Here is an 18682-nt window from a genome sequence, read left to right as displayed (position 1 = left end):
TCGCACCGGTTACGCCAAGATCTTGTCGACGACATTGCCGTAGATATCGGTTAACCGATAATCGCGGCTCTGGAAGCGATACGTAAACTTTCTGTGATCGACGCCCAACAGGTGCAATAGCGTCGCGTTCAAATCGTGAACGTGAACCGGGTTTTCCGTGATGTTGTATCCGAACTCGTCGGACGCGCCATGCACATAGTCCCCCTTCACGCCGCCGCCAGCCAACCACATCGTAAAGCAGCGGCCGTGATGATCCCGACCGTAGCTGCCATTGGCCAAGTCACCTTGTGCGTAGGCGGTTCGACCAAATTCGCCTCCCCAAACAACCAGGGTGTCTTCCAGTAAACCGAGCCGTGCCAGGTCGTTCACCAAAGCCGCCGAGGCCTGATCGGTATCGCGACATTGCAGCGGTAATTGCGTGGCCAAGTCGCGATGCTGATCCCAGCCGCGATGAAACAGTTGAATATAGCGGACTCCACGTTCGGCCAACCGACGTGCCAACAAGCAGTTCGCCGCATAACTGCCCGGTTTGCGTGCGTCTTCTCCGTAAGCCATGAAGACCGATTCTGGCTCGTCCGAGAAATCGGTAAGCTGCGGAATCGACATTTGCATCCGATAAGCCATCTCGTACTGAGCGACCCGCGTTTCAATTTCAGGATCGCCAACTTGCTCTGCTTGGCGTTGGTTCAACTGGGCCAACGTATCAAGCACGCGTCGCCGATCAGCCAGGGAGATACCTGCTGGGTTATTCAGATAAAGGACCGGCTCGCCACCACCACGAAACCGCACCCCTTGAAACCGCGACGGCAGAAACGCACTCGACCAGAGGCGATCAAAAATCGGCTGCTGGCTCAACTTGGCACTTCCCTGCGAAACGAGCACGACAAAAGTTGGCAACTCTTCGTTTTCGCTTCCCAAGCCGTAACTCAACCAACTTCCCAGGCTAGGCCGTCCCGGCAATTGATGCCCAGTGAAGAGCATCGTCATGCCGGGGTCGTGGTTGATCGCTTCGGTATGCAGCGACCGAATCTGGCACATGCGATCGGCAATCTTGGCCTGGTGCGGTACTAATTCGCTGAACCACATCCCAGATTTCCCGTGCTGGGCAAACGCATACTGGCTGGGTGTTAAAGGAAGCGAATCTTGTCCCGAGGTCATCGTCGTCAGCCGCTGCCCCATCCGAATCGATTCGGGCAGTTCTTCTCCTTGCCGCGCAAGCAACGCCGGCTTGTAGTCGAACAAATCGTGCTGTGAAGGTGCCCCAGATTGGCAAAGGTAAATTATCCGCTTTGCTTTGGGGGCGAAATGAGGCAGCGTCTGTTCTTTTGCCTCGACCTTGTCCGCCAAGAGCGAATGTAGCGACAACGCCCCCACGGCCACCCCTGCCGAACCTAAAAAGGATCGTCGCGTTTGTCGGTTGGCAAGCTGCTTCAATTCGTGGGACATTGGGTGGTTACTCGTAAGGGTTAAGGCGTAACGATGGCCTCGTCCAAGTTGAACATCGCGTGGCAAATCATGGTCATCGCAGCTACCTCAGGGCTCACCGGCACCTGCTTCTCTCCGGTAGCCAACAAGGCTGCGGTCGCCTCTTTGTTGGCTTGATATCGAGTCAGCTCTTGCTGGTAAAGCTGCTGAAACAAGCCTACTTCCTCGTCCTGCATGGGACGGGAAACGATCCTCAAGAACGCTTCCCGCATGGCGGCTTCGACATCACCGTTTTGCTTAGCCAACACATCCGCCGCGAGCACTTTGGCGGCTTCGACAAACGTCACATCGTTTAACAAAACGAGTGCCTGCGTGGGCGTGTTGGTACAACTTCGCTGAGCCACGCAGACCTCACGGTTAGTTGCATCAAACGCCATCATGTTCGGCGGAGGACTCGAACGCTTCCAATAGGTATACAAGCTCCGGCGGTAAAGTCGATCGCCGTGATCTTGTACAAACTTCTGGGCCGAGAACTCGTCGTCTCCAATCGAAATCTCTTCCCACAGCCCTGGCGGCTGATACGGCTTCACGCTTCGGCCCCCCAGTTCGTCTACCAGCAATCCGCTAGCGACTAATGCTTGATCCCGAATCTCTTCTGCCGCCAGTCGCAACCGAGGACCACGAGCCAGCAGGCGGTTCTCTGGGTCACGCCGGTAGGCCGCGCGTCCCACATGGCTCGACTGGCGATACGTCGCGCTCGAGACAATCAGCCGATGAATCCCTTTCATGTCTCCAGTTCGCGCGAACTGTATGGCCAGATATTCCAACAACTCTGGATGACTGGGCAGTTCGCCCCGTGTTCCTAAGTCGTCCGTCGTTTTGACGATGCCGGTTCCGAAGAAATGTTGCCAGGCCCGATTCACCCACACGCGATGCGGCAAAGGGTTCTCGCGATCGGTCAGCCAATGTGCCAGCCCTAAGCGATCGTTCGCCGGAGCCCCTTCAAGATGAAACAACTGAGCCGGAACCCCTGGGGTCACCTCCTCGCCCAACTGATCCCACTCCCCTCGAATCCGTACGTAAGTCGTGCGGGGCGTTTCTCGCTCGCGCATAACCATCGTCTCCGGGAGTTGAGCCCTCAGGCCATTCAACTGATCTTCTGCCCGCTGTTTTTGACGTTCCCACTGAGCAAAAGACGCGAGCTTTTCTCGTACAAAGTAACGTAGCAGCAGATCTTGCTCCTCTTCCGTCCGCTGTGCAGGGGCAATCGCCAATGCGTCTTGAACCGGATTTCCTCCTTGCAGCACGGCAACGTCATCGTCGGTCAGTCGCCGCCGATCGAGACGTAACTCGTCGACGAGCCCGCGTACGCTCAAAAGGGTTTCCACATTCTCGGGTGCGGTTTGGCTGCTGAGCGTTTCCTCTTGCCGCTCGACAACAGGTTCGCTCCACGACAACCGCTTGCCCCGCACCCATAACTCGGTCTTGCCAGGCTGGCTCGGATCGATCGCCCAGGCCACGTGTTGCCACTCTCTGGTTTCCCAAGCGTCCGCTGTCGCTTCCCAATGCGTTGATTCATCAACGGACGAAACATGGGTCAGCGTAAACTGAGTGCCCTTCTGCGTTAGCTCCACACGTTGGCCAGCGGCAGATTCCCATTGGTACAGCGTCACTCGATTGTTAATCGTCGGATACAACCAAACACTCACCGAGAGGGGGCGACTTTGTTCTCGCGCGATCCGCAGCGAGGTTTGCCCGTCGAAAAGCAACGCATTGCCATAACGCCCCGGCACCAACAATGGCTGGCCTTCTTCCCGTTGTAACGTAACGGCAGACGACTCTAGTGGTAAGTGATCGAAGTGCAGCTTCTCGATCAGATGGTCGTTGGAAATGGTCAGCGGCTTGGCCGCCTGCATTGCTTCCGCTTCCCATTGCGGCAGCTTCTGCCGACCTTGCTCGATCGCTTCGTCCATTAACTTCTGAGAGGCACGAATCTGTTGTTCAATTTTATCGAGTTCCACTTGCTGATCGGCAGCAGGGCTTTTGATTACCGGAGCGGCATTGCCAAATTTGCCGTCGAGCCCTTTCTCGTCGATGCTGTCGAAAAAGGCCGCCAAGCGGTAGAAGTCTTTTTGCGAAACGGGATCGTATTTGTGATCGTGGCACTGAGCGCACGCCAACGTCATCCCTAAGAAAACGGTACCGGTCGTATTCACGCGATCGACCACGTAGGCGTGACGATACTCTTCAGCCAACGCCCCCATTTCGTCGTTCACCGGCGTATTGCGATGAAAACCGGTTGCGGTCAAGCTTTCGGTCGTCGGCTGTTCGATCAAGTCGCCCGCTAACTGCATCGTGGTGAAATCGGCAAACGACAAATTGCGATTAAGCGCACCAATAACCCATTCGCGATAACGCCACATATCGCGATGGCCATCGATACTGTAACCATGCGTATCGGCATAGCGGGCCAAGTCGAGCCACGCGCGGGCAAAGTTTTCGCCGTAAGCTGGCGAGGCGAATAAACGATCGATTACCTTGTCATCTGCTTCCGCCGAATCGTCGGCCAGATAGGCCTCTATCTCTTCGGGCGTCGGGGGCAAGCCGGTCAGATCGAAGGTAACCCGGCGGAGCCACTGATACTTCGTAGCTGGCGGAGCTGGTTGCAGCCCTTCCTTTTCCAGTCGAGCCAGCACAAACCGGTCGAGCGGGTTCTGGCACCATGTCGGGTCGCTGACCGTAGGCAACTCAACAGAACGAAGTGGCTTTAGCGACCACAGTTCTTCCCAAGTGGCCCCTTCTTCAATCCAGCGCTTAAGTGTGGCAATCTCGGCAAGCGTCGGCTGCATGTCCGCACCGGGAGGCGGCATACGCTCAGCTGGATCGCTGGCGATCAAACGGCGATAGAGTTCGCTATCGGCTGGCTGGCCGGGCTCGATGTGCAGTAGGGCATCTTCCCGCTGGTCGAACCGAACGTCCCCCTTCCGAGCCGAAGCATCCGGGCCGTGACACTGATAACAGTTGCTTGCCAAAATGGGCTGCACATCGCGGGCGAAGTCAAGCTTATCTTCCTCCGCGCGCACCGACCTTGGCGGCAACGTAGTCGACAGACCTATCGCCAAAAGAACCACGGGAATAAAGAGAGACCGCCGAGAACCCACCGGATACCTGATGAAAGAGAGGAAATAACACCTTTCTTTATCATATACCCCGAGGGGGATTCCGGTCCAAGCGCGGTCACACCAAACGAACCCGAAGAGGCCCAAAGATCGGCCTGCAGCGATTGCAACGGTTTTCCGGCACAAGTGTCCCTGTTACAACAAACCAAACGTCCCGCTCTCGCTCTGAGCCTTAGCTCAAATTCGTCAGCCGACCGTTGGAATCGCTGAACTTATCGGCCTCGATCCCCATCACTTCCAGCATGGAAACATATAGATTGCACAGAGGTGTCTTGTCAGCGTAGCGGAGGTGTCGCCCCGGTTTGAAAGCCCCTCCAGCCCGGCCCGCCAAGAGGATCGGCAGGTCGTCATGGTTGTGGCGATTGCCATCGGACAAACCGCTGCCGTACATCAACATGCAGTTGTCCAGCAGTGTCCCCTCCCCTTCCTTCACCTCCCGCATTTTCGTCAGCAGATAGTCGAACTGCTGGATATGGAAGCGGTTGATCTTGGCAATCTTCTTTTGCTTTTCCGCATCGCTTTGGTGGTGCGAAAGGTCGTGGTGGCCATCGCTTACGTCGACTTGAGGATACGGACGATTGCTTCCGGCGTTGGTCATCATGAAGGTCGCAATGCGGGTCGCATCGGTCTGGAAGGCCAACACCAGCATGTCCATCATCAACCGAGCATGTTCTTGGAACTCTGCCGGAACACCCTCTGGGCGGGCATAATCAGGTGCCTCAATCTCCTTCCCTTCCAGTTTGATGGCATGGGCCACCCGTCGCTCGACATCGCGCACGCTGTGCAGATATTCATCCATTTTCTGACGATCGACACTGGCCATGTTCTCTTGCAGTCGCTTGGCATCATTCAGCACGAAATCAAGGACACTCTTTTTGCGACGATGACGCAGGGCTTTGTTCTCTGCTTCTTCGCCACGGTTGCCGTTGCCAAACAAACGATCGAAGAGAGCTTGCGGGTTCACTTCCTTATTGACATAGTTGGTATCGTTCCGCCAACTGACGTTCGAGGAATATACGCAGCTATATCCTGAATCGCAGTTGCCCGATTGGGCACTCGGTTCAAGCCCGAGTTCGAGCGATGGAAACCGAGTGAGATGCGACAAACGGGACGCGGCAAACTGATCGACAGAGATCCCGTTACGAATGTCCGCGCCATCCGTCTTGTTGGGATGGGCCCCTGTCAAAAACGAGGCAACACTACGGGCATGGTCACCACCGCCATCCCCCAAAGCCCACCCGTTGTGCAGTTCGAGCCCGGTTAGCGGCATGATCTCTGAACGATGCTTGGCCAACTGAGCCAACGTGGGGGAAAGCTCTTTCAGTTCACCCTCTCCGTTGGGTGTCCAATCGGGCATGTGCATCCCATTGGGAACGTAGAAGAACCCCATCCGCACTGGCGGTTTGGCCGCTGGCGAATCGGTTCCTGCTGCGCGGACAACCGGGCAGATGCTTTCCAGCCACGGCAGTGCCAACGCAGTCCCCAGGCCGCGTAAGATCGTTCGGCGGCTGAGCATGGTCGTTGAGTTGGTTGCATGCGACATGATCGGTCCCTCTTGGCTAGCCGCCACGTTTTTGAAAAGGTTCGCTATGAACGATCGCGTGGATCATCGCGGAATAATGAAAGCCTTGCTGAGCCATGTCGGCTTGAATTTGCCGAATCGCACATTCGTCGTAGTACTCGACCCCACGCCCCAACGCGTAGGTCATGGTCTTCACGATCAAGTTATGCACGAACTCGTCTTTGCGTTCGTCCAGCAGCAACTTCTTCAGTCCGCCAGCCCCATCGAACTTGGTACCACTGGGCAACTCGCCACTGGCATCGATATCGAATCCTTCGTCCTTGCTCCGCCACTTGCCGATAGCATCGAAGTTCTCCAGCGCGAACCCAATCGGGTCCATCCGGGCATGGCACGAGGCACAAGCGGCGTTCTCGCGGTGCTCTTTCATGCGCTGTCGGAGCGAGCCGGTCAATTTCTTCTGCGATTCCAGCGTAGGTACATTCGCTGGTGGGCTCGGTGGGGGCGTGCCAAGGACATTATCTAAAATCCATTTGCCACGTTTCACAGGACTCGTACGTGTGGGGTTCGAGGTGACCGTCAAGACGCTGGCCTGGGTCAGAATGCCGCCTCGGTTTGGGTCTGCTAAAGGGACTTTGCGGAACTCGTCACCGTACACACCGTCGATCCCGTAATGCTTGGCCAGACGCTCGTTAAGGAACGAATAGTCGGCCGCCAACAAATCGAGCACGCTCCGATCTTCCTCGACAATTGATTGAAAGAAACGCTCCGTTTCCGTTCGCATGTCTTCAGCCAATTCCGAACTGAAGTCGCGGAACTTCCGCCGATCAGGCTGCACGGTTTCCAGCTTCCGCATTTCTAGCCACTGGCCAGCGAAATTCTTAGTCAACGCAATCGCTTTCGGATCGGCCAGCATCCGCTTGACCTGGGCGTCTAGATTTTGCCGCAGCGTTCCCTTCCAGGCATGCATCAACAGTTCGTCATCTGGCATCGTACTCCACAGAAAGTAACTCAGCCTCGTGGCGAGTTCGTAGTCGTTCAAGGTGTAAACTTCGTTCTCGACTTGTCCCCCTTCTACCTTGAACAGGAAGTGGGGCGAGCAAAGAATGCCAACGACCACCTCACGGATCGAGCCCTCGAAATTCAGTCCGTCTTGCTTGGCTAAACCATACAAGATCATCAAGCGTTCCATCTCGCCGTTGGTTACGGGTCGACGAAACGCTTTCGAGGCGAACCGTGCGATGACCTGTTGGGCAGCTTGCAACTCGTCTAAACCCTTCTCGCCAGGCCGCACAAAGATGATTTGCTTGTGCGACTCCGGATAAAGCGCCGCAATATTGTGATCGGGGCCAATCAGTTCAATTTTGTTAATGAACAAGTTGCGATCGCGACGGTTGGGATCTGGGTTGCCGGGATCGTAGTGATCGTTCAAGAATGCCACTTCGATGATTTGTTTTCCGCGTGGCAGTCGAGTACTGATTTCAAACGGCTTCTCGCTGGCCGACGTGTTGCGAACGCTGAAGGTCTCTTTCTCCTTCTTGCCAAGCTGTACGCTCATCTTGGCAGGCTCGTCACCCGATTGACTTGCGTACGCGTAAACGGCCAGCGTATAGCGACCAGGTTCCAGTTCGACTTCGAACCGTCCGACGTTATTCGAGGCGAACGTCAAACGGTTGCCTGAAGCTTTACCACTTCGCAAATTGAATTCGCCCAACGGCAGATCGCGTCGCGGAATCAAAGAACGTTCGTCGACCACAATCGCCTGCGAGGCAATCTCTTCCGCCGCTTCATAAAATTTTTCGAACAGCAGCGGGGAAGTCGAGAGCACATCGCCGATGTTATCGAATCCGTAACCAACGTCATCGGCTGGCAGGGTGTCGGTGGCTTGGTATTCAATGCCAACCAGATCGCGAATGGTGTTCTCGTACTCAATTCGATTGAGACGGCGGACCGTTTCCCGTCCAGGCTGCACCGAGCCGCTACAGTCGATGCTGGCCAAGGCCGACTGGGTCCACGACAACGCCAACTGCAGTTCTTCGGCGTTCGGTTGATCTGCATCTTCTGGCGGCATGCTGCCGTTGACGAGCATATCGAGCACTGAACTCCACTTCTTGCGCCCAACCGTTGTGACCTCTTCCAAGCTGCGATACTTCGTCAGATCGAGCCCGGCCTCGGGCGACTCGCTGGAGTGGCAATCCAAGCAGTAGGTCTGTAGAAACGGAACGATCTTCCCCTCGTAGTCGCTCGCCAACTCGGCGCGGTCTGCCCCCTTGGCCGGCAACGCGGCAAGCGCGCAAGCAAGGGCAAGCAACCAGATTGGTGCAACGCGAACAAAACGTCCACGCAGATACCGCAACATCGGCTGGGAGTCCTGATAGGGAAGAAAACAAGAGATAGAGGCAGGCTTAAAGGAGGGACCAGCCGTTTATTATAGAAACGGCGGGGATTGGCGTCTATTAAAATGAGTCAGCAACTAGCGCAAGACAAAGGGTATCGCCCGCTAGCAGCAGGACAATACCCCCTAGAATGACCGTCATTTTTTTCTTCGCACGCTTGAAGCGGCTTAGCCGTTAAAGCGACTCAGTGCGAGCGTGATGTTCTGGCCGCCGAAACCGAAGCTGTTGTTCAACGCGATGTCGCATTTCGCTTCGCGCGCTTCGTTCGGGATGTAATCGAGATCGCAGTTGTCGTCTGGGTTCTCATAGTTAATCGTCGGCGGCAGAACCTTATCGCGAATGGCCAGCAAACAGACGATTGCTTCGGTCACGCCAGCTGCGGCAATCAGGTGTCCCATCATGCTCTTGGTGCTGGAAACCGGGATTTTCTTGGCTAGTTCGCCAAATGCTTCGTGGCAGCACAGGGTTTCGACTTTGTCGTTGACCGTGGTGCTAGTACCGTGGGCGTTGACGTAATCGACTTGTTCCGGGGTGATCCCGGCATCTTGCATGGCCATCTTCATGCAAGCAATCCCGCCGCGGCCTTCCGGGTGGGTGTCGGTAATACGGAAAGCATCCGCTGTGGTGCCGTAGCCGATAATCTCGCCGAAGATCTGAGCGCCACGGGCTTTGGCGTGTTCGAGTTCTTCGAGCACCACCATCGAAGCACCTTCGCCCAACACGAAACCGTCACGTTCTCGGTCGAAAGGACGCGAGGCACGGGTTGGCTCGTCGTTGCGTGTGGAAAGGGCCGTTAACAGGTTGAAGCCAGTCACGCCGAACGGATGAATCATGGAGTGAGCTCCGCCAGAGAGCATCACATCAACGGTCCCTCGGCGAATCAGCTCGCGGGCTTCGCCAATGGCCTGGCTCGAAGCAGCACAAGCGGTCAAGCAGTTGAGGTTAGGACCTTGGGCATTGAACAGAGAAGCCAAGTGACCGCACGGCATGCTGGGGTCTTGCTCCATCTCGCGACGAGGATCGAGCGTAGCCAACCCCTTACGAATGAACGCGGCCTTGTCCCAGTCCGATTCCTTGCTGCTGATTGCGGCCACGACCATGTTGGTGAAGGTCAAGAAGTCTTGATCCCCTTCGCCACAGCCGAGGTAAACCCCAAACCGGGTCGGATCTTGAATGCTGCTAAGCACGCCGGAAGATTCGACGGCCTGCTTGGCGGCCCCGATTGCAAAACGAGTATGGCGGCCTGCTTTTTCCCAATCTTCGATCTTCTCGCCACACTTGGTGACGTCCCAGTCCTTCACCTCGGCCGAGATTTTCGTGGGGAAGTTGGATGCATCGAAGACGGTTGTGTAACCGACGCCAGAGGCACCTTCTTTCAGGCCTTTCCAGACCGTTTCCACATCGTGCCCCATGGGGTTGACCATGCCGACACCGGTGACAACGACTCGCCTCGTCATAGAAGATTCTCTCCGCGTTCAATCGCTGCCGACAGGACAGAAGTTGTCCGTCTGACTGGCTACACTTAAATTCGATTCCACCGATCGCCGGCGGGTAAACTCACGAAACCGAAGGGGTTTTGGCCAACTCGATTTCTGCCTGAACCATGTACTCGGGAGGCTGTAGCGGGGAACCATCTTTCGCCTTCCCCACATTATAAAGCCCCATTAGCCGCAACATCGAGAGGAAGTCGGCCGGGAAGAACAATTCGCGATGCTCTCCCTCTTTATCGCTCAAATGAGCAAAAAACAGCTCGACCTCGGCATGCAACTTGTCGCCGATGTGGCTTGTCGCCGAAACGTACGCGCCGTTCTCACGGATATCGTTCATCACAGCGGTATAGGTCAACTGATCGCCAGGATGGGCGGTACCGTGAAACGTAGCTTTGGCAACTTTGGCCAACACGACGCGTTCGCGGAAGTCGTAGACTTCCCCAGCCAGAACCCCACCGGTTTGAGCAATCCCTTCGATCACCAGCGAATGTGGCATGACCGGCAGGTAGCGGAAGTGATCGTGCAGGTGGTCTTCGGCCAACGAAACGCATTTAACCGACTTGGCGGACTTGCCGCTTTCGAACTCAATGAATTTGTCGATCCAAAACCAACGCATTTCCGCAGATTCCTCGCCTCTGTAGGGTTGGCCTGTTACGCAATTCGGTCCGCACCATCTAAAACAGGCGGACCGATTACGAACAAAACCTGACTAGCAAACTAGGCCAGCTTCGACTTCACGTAGCTGCACATGTCGTTGACGGTCAGCAGGTTACCAAAGTCGGAAACCACGGGGTTCGCTTCGAACTTGCTGAGGTCGGCAAACGGCATCCGCTTTTTCAGCTCGGCCAAGCCTTCCGGAGTGACCTTGCCGTTCTGAACGTACTGGGCGTTGGTCAAAATGTCTTCTGGGAACAGCTCATCACGCGGAATGGTGATGCCAAACGCCTTTTCCAGGCGGAACACGATGTCCAAGAAGTCGATCGATTCGGCACCTAGATCGCCCACCATGGTCGCCTCTGGTACCACTTCTTCCTCGTCAACGCCCAAGGCGTCTACCAAGGCTTCGCGGACCTTTTCAAAAATTTCGTCATCCGAGGGTGCCATAATTTCTTGCTCTCCGACTTGGGAAAAGACTGGCTATCTAGCTGAAAAACGTTGCCCTAAGCGATTCAGGGATGCCGCACGCTGCGACTTGGGGAACGATTGTCTACACCGACGATTTCTGGCGGCACAGCAGATCGTATTGTTGTCTGAGTTGGCGGATCGCACAAAGATCCGTAGTATTCGGCTGGTCGGTACCAGACGAATTGTAACTTTCCAGCACGATGCGAGAACTGACCGCAACGTTACCGTTGACTTCGCCGGATACTTTCAGCGAGGCCAAGTTACCATCCATTTTCATCAGCTCTGCTTTGACGATCAGGATTTCTCCCGGTTCGACAAAGTTGCCATATTTGACGTTACGTGCTTCCTTCAGCACCGTCAGACTATGACTAAAATCATTCGTAACACGAACCAGCCAGGCACCGGTTTGTGTCATGGCTTCCAGCATCAATACCCCAGGCATGACGGGAAACCGTGGAAAGTGATCCTGAAGATACTCTTCGGCAAGGCTCAAGCATTTGACCGCTGAAATTCGCTCGCCAGGATGAATCTCCGAGATTTGATCGATCAGACAGAACTTCATCTCAGCTCACTAGCGATTCCGATGTTTTACCAATGCCCTTAGGGACCTTCCGCCGGGAAATTAAAGCTTAGCAGTATACCCAGCCAATCTCACCCTCACAAGTTCACAACAAGCCAGCTGCGAGCGGTTTATTTCGCGTTGCAAGTGACTTTGCTGCAGACGCTAACCTAAGCAAATAACGCCACTTACGGAAGATCACTTCCGCCACAAAGCCCCTCTACCGAGGAAAACTGCCAGCAACCTCCTCGCACAACGTTGATTTTGGTGGGTGGGGAAGTTGCCTTAACGTGCCTATAATACGGTACCGTGTGGGCGAATCCGTTCGGCCTAACCCCTTGCCTACACGTTGCTTCCTGAAACGAGCCAACCGATCACCGGTTTGGTAGCTAAGCCGCGAGAAACCATCATGTCGACCGTTTCCTTGGGATCCTACGATTTTGCCCCCTATCGATCCCTTTCGAACGAAGAACTCCACCAGCGCATCCAGAAAGTCCGCGACGAACTGGGCAGCAAGCTGCTGATTCTGGGACATCACTACCAGCAAGACGAGGTGATCGAGCTTTCTGACCTGCGTGGCGATAGCTATCAACTCAGCAAACTGGCCGCCGAAAGCAGCGATTGTCGGTTCATTGCTTTCTGTGGGGTCCATTTCATGGCCGAAACAGCCGACATTCTGGCCAACCGCCCCGAAAAAGTCGCCGAGCGAAATGGACAGCGGGTTACGGTCGTTCTGCCCGACATGGCCGCTGGCTGCTCGATGGCAGATATGGCGGCCATTGATCAGGTCGAAAATGCCTGGGACGACCTCGGTGAAGTGATCGACACAAACGACATCACCCCAGTCACTTACATCAATTCTGCGGCCAGTTTAAAGGCGTTTGTCGGCAAGCACGGCGGGATTGTCTGCACTTCGAGTAATGCCGATAAGGCGTTGCAGTGGGCCTTTAGCCGCACCAGCCGCGTTCTCTTCTTCCCCGATCAACATCTGGGCCGCAACACGGCCCTAACCATGGGTATCACCGAAGAACAGATGCCCGTCTGGAACCCGTACGCCCAAAACCTGGGAGGCAACACCGAGGCGCAACTCGTTGACAGCAAAGTGATTCTGTGGCAAGGACATTGCAGCGTGCATCAGATGTTCAAAAAGGAGCACGTCGCCACATTCCGCCAGAATCACCCCGGGATCAAAATCTTGGTTCATCCGGAATGCATGCGAGAAGTGAACGAAATCGCCGACGTCTCGGGCTCGACCGGCAAAATTATTGAAACTGTCCGCCATAGCCCGGCTGGCACCAAATGGGCCATCGGCACGGAACTTCACTTGGTCAACCGGCTGAAAAAAGAACACCCCGAACAGGAAATCCATTTCCTTTCGCCGGTCGTTTGCATGTGTGCCACGATGTATCGCATCGACTTGGCCCACCTCTGCTGGTCGCTCGAAAACCTGGCGGCAGGCACCCCAGTCAACGAAATCCATGTCGACGAAGAAACGGCCAAATGGTCGCGAGTTGCCCTGGAACGAATGCTCGAAGTTTCGGCATAACCCGTACATTCTGCAAAAAACACAGACCAGGGCATTCGCCATTGCATATCGCCCCACCCAATAGTGGCTTCCTGGGGCCTTCCGAACCTCAAAGTCCCCAAAAACTTGACGCTTGTTAAATTGGGCAACTATATTAGACTTTGAGATAAATTCGGCCAGTGCCTATGCGCTGGAACGGTAAGCCCCTTTTCCAACCCGCAGGCGGTTTCCGCATGACTCTTCGCACAATTCGCACATCCTGGTTGCTACTCGCTTTGACGTTTGTCGTATCGTCTGCGGCGATGTCGGTTTCCCTGGCCGAAATGGCAGCTACAGAAGAAACGAAAGATGTCGTGCAAGACGCAATTCGGCTGGCTCAAGCCAACCCACCGAATCGCAAGTTCGCCGACGGAGTTTTGACCACGATTCCGATGGAATTTGAGGCCCAAGACACTTTCTCTCCGGTCGATCAGTACCAAGACATTTTAAAAGGGATTCCCAATCTCGATTGGAAACCCAATTTCATGTCCGACACCCGCACGCTTAAGGCCATGGCCAGTAAGGTCATTTACCGCCGCGATGTGTGGGGCTTGGAATTCTCGTTCAAACCGGTCCGCATGATCGAAGTAGGCGTGCCACAGCCAAGTGGTAAGCTGCAAAAGAAGCTGATCTGGTACATGGTTTACAAAGTAACCAACCACGGCGAACCGCTCCGCCGCGTTCCGGTCAAAGACAAGTTCGATAATGTCAAATACGAAGTGAAACAGATCGAAGGGCTTCCTTCGGCTCCGATTCGCTTTTTCCCCCGCTTTGTCCTGGAATCGCAAGATACCAAGGTCAAGAAAGAGTACCTCGATCGAATCATTCCTGCCGCGATGGATATTATCGCGCAGCGGGAAACGGGCGGGACCAAACTGTACAACTCGGTCGAAATTAGCCGCTTCGACATCCCTGTCACCACCAAAGACCAAGACAACAGCATTTGGGGGGTGGCCATGTGGGAAGATGTCGATCCGGAAACCGACTTCTTCAGCATCTATATCGACGGCCTGACCAATGCGTTCCGCTGGCAGGACAAGGACGAAAACTACGATCCTCAGGCCGATCCGCTGACTTACCGTCAGTATCAGCAGAAAACTCTGAAGCTCAACTTCTGGCGTCCCGGCGACCGATTGGACGAAAACGAGCGGGAAATCCGCTTCGGAGCCCCAGGGCAGGTTGACTACGAGTGGGTCTTCCGCTAAAAAACGAGTTTTCCCTGGGCACTTTACTTATCCTAGGGATAATCAAGATCCACCAAAAGCTATCGCCGCACCTTTATCCGTCGCGGCCTCGTAAAATACCTCAGGAGCAGATGTCATGGCCCATAAGAAAGGTCAAGGTTCTAGCCGCAACGGTCGCGATTCCAACCCGCAATATCGCGGTGTTAAGAAGTACGGCGGCCAAGTGGTGAAAGCTGGTAGCATTCTCGTTCGCCAACTCGGTACGAAGTTCCGTGCCGGCAAGAACGTTGGTATGGGCAAGGATTTCACCTTGTTCGCCCTGACCGAAGGGACCGTCATGTTCGATCAAGGCAGCCGACGGGTGAACATCGTCACTGCGGAAGCGAACTAGTTTCGCAAGCCGACGCCCCTTTCCTTTACTAGGCCAGGGCGTACGATTCGCAACACAGAGAGAACACAATAGGGATGGTCGAATTGACCATCCCTATTTTTATTTCACTTTCGCCTTTTTGGGCATTTGTCGATCCTCTTTCCCAAGTCCAGAGCAAGCATGTTCGTCGATCGGGTACAAATCGAAGTCGAAGCCGGCAGCGGTGGCAATGGTTGCTCGAGCTTTCGTCGAGAGCGGTATATCCCCAAAGGGGGCCCCGACGGCGGCGATGGCGGCGATGGCGGCAGCATCTTGATTATGGCCGAAGAAGGGGTGAACAGCCTCGTTCAGCTTGCTCACCAACACCATTGGCGAGGCAATCGCGGTGGACATGGCGGCGGGGCAAACCGAACCGGTCGCAAAGGGGAAGACATCGTTATCAAGGTTCCGCCAGGAACGGTCGTATACGATGCCAAAGAAAATTTCATCCTGAAAGACCTGGCCCAAAACGGCGATCAGTTGGTCGCGGCTCGTGGTGGTAAAGGTGGGCGAGGCAATCAAAGCTTCAAAACGTCGACCAATCGCGCCCCGCGCGAATGCCAACCAGGCGACCCAGGCGAAAAACGCCGCTTGCTGCTGGAACTCAAGTCGATCGCCGACGTGGGACTGCTGGGCAAACCAAACGCCGGCAAGAGCACTCTCCTCTCGCGGCTTTCGCGGGCCCGACCTGAAATTGCCGACTACCCATTTACCACCAAGTTCCCCAATCTTGGTCAGGTCCAACTCGACATGGACACTTCGTTTATCCTGGCCGACATTCCCGGTCTGATCGAAGGCGCGTCGGAAGGGGTTGGCCTGGGACACGAGTTCCTCCGCCACGTCGAACGGGCAGGTCTTTTGGTTCACTTGGTTGAACCGGCACCGATCGATGGAACCGATCCGCTAGAAAACTATCGCTCCATTCGCCACGAGCTGGAAGCCTATAACCCCAAGCTCGCCGCCCGCCCAGAAATTGTTTGCGTAACCAAAGCGGAACTCCCCGAAGCGGAAGAGATTCACGCCCAGCTCCAAGCGGAACTTGGCCACGAGCTTCGCTTGATCTCGGCCGTAACCGGTCAGGGCCTAAATGAATTAGTGCGGCAAGTCGCCACTCAGTTGGAGGCAGCCAAGAACCAAACGGAAGGTGCCTAGTGTCGCTCGAATCGTTTGTCACCGTCGACATCGGCAACTCGCGAGTTCACCTCGGACGCTTCGAGAACTTTCGCGCCGCGGAAGCGACTTCCCCGGTATCGACCTTCTCGTATCCCACTTCTTCCATCGATATCAACGGACTGCGGGACTGGCTTAACGACGAAGAACTTCCTTGGTTCGCCGTTAGCGTCCACCGCCCTGCTCTGGCCTCATTGGAAGCGTTCTCGAAAATTGAGCCCCGCGTTACTTCTTTCCAAGCGTTTGGGTATCAGCAGCTTCCAATCGACGTCACCCTGCCGGCGCCAGAGAAAGTCGGGGCTGATCGCCTGGCCGCTGCAGTAGCGGCAAACTACCTGCGCGATAAAAATCGCCCGGCCATCGTGGTCGATGCCGGCACCGCGATCACCGTCGATGCGATTTCCACCGAAGGAAAGTTTGTGGGCGGGGCTATCTTGCCAGGCATGCGAACATCCGCCAAAGCGTTGGCTTCGCAGACCGATGCCTTGCCGCAAATTGAAATCCACGTGGAAGATTGCCCCCAGGCAATTGGAACCAACACCACCGAAGCAATGCAAAGCGGGCTATTCTGGGGCTCGGTCGGCGCCGTGCAAGAAACGATTCGCCGTGTATCCGCCCAATTAGGTTCCGACAGTTCGCCGCAGATCTTCTTTTCCGGTGGCGACGTCCACTACTTTGCTCCCTGGATGGATCTTGAAATCCAAACGGTCGACCACCTTGTTCTGCGCGGAGTGGCATTGGCCGCCCAGCAGCATAAACCATCGTGACGCGTTAAGTAGCGACACTGCGGTAAACGTCCGTCAAAGTTTGCTTGAGCGTGAAACGCTCGATCGGACCAATCGCCGCATGCAGCTTGGTCACATCGGCGATCGGCTGCTGTGCCGGTTCCGATTTCTCCCCGATAACCTCAAGCGAATGACCACTGACTTCGCACAATGTGTTCCAGATGTCGGCGGTTGTTACCGCCTGACCGCAACCGACATTGTATGTTTCGCCCCAAGTTCCCTTCTCGACCAGCAATCGATAGATCCGAGCGATATCGCGGACGTCGCTCAAATCGAGGGAAGTGGTCAGCGAACGCACTTTCTGCGGCGACACCCCGGAAGCCACCTTCTGACACCACTCTGGCACCAAGTAGAGCGGGCTTTGCCCTGGCCCGGTGTGATTAAAGGCCCGCACGATCATCACCTCTAGCCCTGTGCTAATGCGATCGCGCAGCACATTCTCGGCAGCCCACTTGCTGTGTGCATAGCCTCCTTTGGGTTGCGGTGGATCGCTTTCGACAGCCCACGGTTGCTCGGCGGTGCGTCCGCCGTATACCTTGCTGCTGCTGATAAAGACAATCTTAGGCCGCGAAGGCAACGCCAAGGCCAAGTCGGCCACGTGCCGCGTACCCAAGATATTGACCGCCTGGCAGGTTTCAGAAGGCAAGTCGTCGCCGCAACTACCAGGGTGACTGATCGCCGCTAAGTGATAGATGACCTCTGGCGAAAAGTCTTTCAGCTGGTCAATCAAATCAGGCGTGGCTGGCTGCGAGATATCCCATGCGATGTTATCGCCCACGGCTGTTTGCCGTCGGATGCACGTCCCCCAAACATGGTCGCCGCAGTCTTTCAAATGGGCAGCGAGATGTTGGCCGACAAATCCGTTGATGCCGGTGATCAGGGAGTTCACAACTGCTCCTGTTTCAACTTTAACTCGGCTTTCACACGCTTCATGTCCTCGTCCACCATCAGATGAACAAGCTGCTCGAACGAAACTTTCGGCTGCCAACCAAGCTCCTGCTTTGCCTTGGCCGGGTTGCCGCACAACGTGTTCACATCGGCCGGGCGATAGAACTTTTCGTCAACGACGACGTGCTCTTCCCAGTGGATGTTCACCCGCCCGAAGGCCAGCTTGGCAAACTCGCGAACGGTATATTTCTTGCCGGTCGCCACCACATAATCGTCCGGTTGCTCGGCTTGCAGCATCAGCCACATCGCTTCGACGTAATCGCCTGCGAAGCCCCAATCGCGTTCTGCATCGAGATTGCCTAGCCGCAGTTCTTTTTGCAAACCATGAGCAATCCGAGCCACCGCGTACGAAATTTTACGGGTGACAAATTCGATTCCACGCAGTGGCGACTCGTGATTAAACAGAATCCCACTACACGCGAACATGTTGTAGCTTTCGCGATAGTTGACCGTCATCCAATGACCGTACATCTTGGAAACGCCGTACGGACTGCGTGGCCAAAAGGGAGTCTTCTCGGTCTGCGGCTCCTCTTGGACCTTGCCAAACATCTCGCTGCTGGATGCTTGATAAAAGCGAATGCTCGGGTCGACCGTACGAATCGCCTCCAGCATTCGCGTAACCCCCAGGGCAGTCACTTCGCCGGTGAGGATGGGTTGGTCGAAGCTAGTCGGCACAAAGCTCTGTGCCGCCAGGTTGTAAACCTCGGTCGGCTGCACTTCTTCCAGCAGCCGATTCAAAGCCATTTGGTCGAGCAAGTCGCCTTGATGCAAAGTGATCTGATCGGTCAGGTCGGCAATCCGTTCAAAAGGTAACGTGCTGCCGCGGCGGACCATTCCGTGGACCTGGTACCCTTTTTCCAAGAGCAGCTTGGCCAGGTAGGCACCATCTTGCCCGGTGATCCCAGTTATCAAAGCGACTCGCATCAGGG

At 55.5% G+C, this 18682-nt stretch carries 14 protein-coding genes and 1 pseudogene; 5 read left to right on the top strand and 10 right to left on the bottom strand.

Annotated features, from left to right (window positions below; translation table 11 throughout):
- Window positions 1-9: 9 nt before the first annotated feature.
- The 8 genes from DTL42_RS08635 to DTL42_RS08600 all read right to left on the bottom strand — a co-directional run bounded on the left by DTL42_RS08635 (window position 10) and on the right by DTL42_RS08600 (window position 11696).
- Window positions 10-1446, bottom strand: a complete 1437-nt coding sequence (locus DTL42_RS08635; protein ID WP_114368306.1) for a DUF1501 domain-containing protein — start codon at window positions 1444-1446, stop codon at window positions 10-12.
- Between the two features lie 20 nt (window positions 1447-1466).
- Window positions 1467-4508 carry a DUF1553 domain-containing protein gene (locus tag DTL42_RS08630; protein WP_158545288.1) on the bottom strand — a complete coding sequence of 1014 codons (3042 nt, stop codon included), beginning with the start codon at window positions 4506-4508 and terminating at the stop codon, window positions 1467-1469.
- Between the two features lie 268 nt (window positions 4509-4776).
- Window positions 4777-6147 (bottom strand): DUF1552 domain-containing protein, encoded by a 1371-nt coding sequence (locus DTL42_RS08625; protein WP_114368505.1) that lies wholly within the window; start codon window positions 6145-6147, stop codon window positions 4777-4779.
- Window positions 6148-6163: 16 nt separating this feature from the next.
- Window positions 6164-8482, bottom strand: a complete 2319-nt coding sequence (locus DTL42_RS08620; protein WP_114368304.1) for a DUF1592 domain-containing protein — start codon at window positions 8480-8482, stop codon at window positions 6164-6166.
- Window positions 8483-8686: 204 nt separating this feature from the next.
- Entirely contained in the window at window positions 8687-9976 is a 1290-nt protein-coding gene (locus tag DTL42_RS08615; RefSeq protein ID WP_114368303.1) for a beta-ketoacyl-[acyl-carrier-protein] synthase family protein, read from the bottom strand.
- A 100-nt stretch (window positions 9977-10076) separates the two neighbouring features.
- Window positions 10077-10625, bottom strand: coding sequence for a beta-hydroxyacyl-ACP dehydratase (locus DTL42_RS08610; RefSeq protein ID WP_114368302.1), 549 nt, complete (start codon window positions 10623-10625; stop codon window positions 10077-10079).
- Between the two features lie 101 nt (window positions 10626-10726).
- The gene (locus DTL42_RS08605) at window positions 10727-11113 is read right to left on the bottom strand and encodes an acyl carrier protein (protein WP_114368301.1); all 387 of its coding nucleotides are present in this window, start codon (window positions 11111-11113) and stop codon (window positions 10727-10729) included.
- A gap of 103 nt (window positions 11114-11216) precedes the next feature.
- Entirely contained in the window at window positions 11217-11696 is a 480-nt protein-coding gene (locus tag DTL42_RS08600; RefSeq protein ID WP_114368300.1) for a 3-hydroxyacyl-ACP dehydratase FabZ family protein, read from the bottom strand.
- A 406-nt stretch (window positions 11697-12102) separates the two neighbouring features.
- Between DTL42_RS08600 and nadA the strand changes: the two genes are divergently transcribed.
- The 5 genes and pseudogenes from nadA to DTL42_RS08575 all read left to right on the top strand — a co-directional run bounded on the left by nadA (window position 12103) and on the right by DTL42_RS08575 (window position 16787).
- Window positions 12103-13239 carry a quinolinate synthase NadA gene (nadA, locus tag DTL42_RS08595; RefSeq protein WP_114368504.1) on the top strand — a complete coding sequence of 379 codons (1137 nt, stop codon included), beginning with the start codon at window positions 12103-12105 and terminating at the stop codon, window positions 13237-13239.
- Window positions 13240-13451: 212 nt separating this feature from the next.
- Window positions 13452-14462: a hypothetical protein gene (locus DTL42_RS08590; RefSeq protein ID WP_114368299.1), complete on the top strand. Its 1011-nt coding sequence runs from the start codon at window positions 13452-13454 to the stop codon at window positions 14460-14462.
- Between the two features lie 115 nt (window positions 14463-14577).
- Window positions 14578-14832: a 50S ribosomal protein L27 gene (gene rpmA, locus DTL42_RS08585; protein WP_114368298.1), complete on the top strand. Its 255-nt coding sequence runs from the start codon at window positions 14578-14580 to the stop codon at window positions 14830-14832.
- Between the two features lie 159 nt (window positions 14833-14991).
- A pseudogene (gene obgE / locus DTL42_RS08580) lies at window positions 14992-15987 on the top strand (GTPase ObgE); the annotation flags it as partial.
- Between the two features lie 14 nt (window positions 15988-16001).
- The gene (locus DTL42_RS08575; protein ID WP_158545287.1) at window positions 16002-16787 is read left to right on the top strand and encodes a type III pantothenate kinase; all 786 of its coding nucleotides are present in this window, start codon (window positions 16002-16004) and stop codon (window positions 16785-16787) included.
- Between the two features lie 4 nt (window positions 16788-16791).
- Here DTL42_RS08575 and DTL42_RS08570 read toward each other — a convergent pair whose 3' ends face one another.
- On the bottom strand, window positions 16792-17694 hold the full coding sequence (locus DTL42_RS08570) for an NAD-dependent epimerase/dehydratase family protein (protein WP_158545286.1): 903 nt from the start codon (window positions 17692-17694) through the stop codon (window positions 16792-16794).
- A complete protein-coding gene (gene gmd, locus DTL42_RS08565; RefSeq protein WP_114368294.1) occupies window positions 17691-18677 on the bottom strand; it encodes a GDP-mannose 4,6-dehydratase in 987 nt (328 codons plus the stop codon). Before gmd ends, DTL42_RS08570 begins: the two co-directional genes overlap by 4 nt.
- Window positions 18678-18682 lie beyond the last annotated feature (5 nt).

This window comes from Bremerella cremea, assembly GCF_003335505.1.
GTDB lineage: Bacteria > Planctomycetota > Planctomycetia > Pirellulales > Pirellulaceae > Bremerella > Bremerella cremea_A.
Note: the sequence above shows the minus strand (reverse complement) of the source record. Positions and strands in the feature narration are given on the sequence as shown.

Bases quoted from the DNA above. Each gene is read 5' to 3' on its own strand.
- DTL42_RS08635 (WP_114368306.1), bottom strand. From the start codon at position 1,446: ATGTCCCACGAATTGAAGCAGCTTGCCAACCGACAAACGCGACGATCC.
- DTL42_RS08625 (WP_114368505.1), bottom strand. From the start codon at position 6,147: ATGTCGCATGCAACCAACTCAACGACCATGCTCAGCCGCCGAACGATC.
- DTL42_RS08620 (WP_114368304.1), bottom strand. From the start codon at position 8,482: ATGTTGCGGTATCTGCGTGGACGTTTTGTTCGCGTTGCACCAATCTGG.
- DTL42_RS08615 (WP_114368303.1), bottom strand. From the start codon at position 9,976: ATGACGAGGCGAGTCGTTGTCACCGGTGTCGGCATGGTCAACCCCATG.
- DTL42_RS08610 (WP_114368302.1), bottom strand. From the start codon at position 10,625: ATGCGTTGGTTTTGGATCGACAAATTCATTGAGTTCGAAAGCGGCAAG.
- DTL42_RS08605 (WP_114368301.1), bottom strand. From the start codon at position 11,113: ATGGCACCCTCGGATGACGAAATTTTTGAAAAGGTCCGCGAAGCCTTG.
- DTL42_RS08600 (WP_114368300.1), bottom strand. From the start codon at position 11,696: ATGAAGTTCTGTCTGATCGATCAAATCTCGGAGATTCATCCTGGCGAG.
- nadA (WP_114368504.1), top strand. From the start codon at position 12,103: ATGTCGACCGTTTCCTTGGGATCCTACGATTTTGCCCCCTATCGATCC.
- DTL42_RS08590 (WP_114368299.1), top strand. From the start codon at position 13,452: ATGACTCTTCGCACAATTCGCACATCCTGGTTGCTACTCGCTTTGACG.
- rpmA (WP_114368298.1), top strand. From the start codon at position 14,578: ATGGCCCATAAGAAAGGTCAAGGTTCTAGCCGCAACGGTCGCGATTCC.
- gmd (WP_114368294.1), bottom strand. From the start codon at position 18,677: ATGCGAGTCGCTTTGATAACTGGGATCACCGGGCAAGATGGTGCCTAC.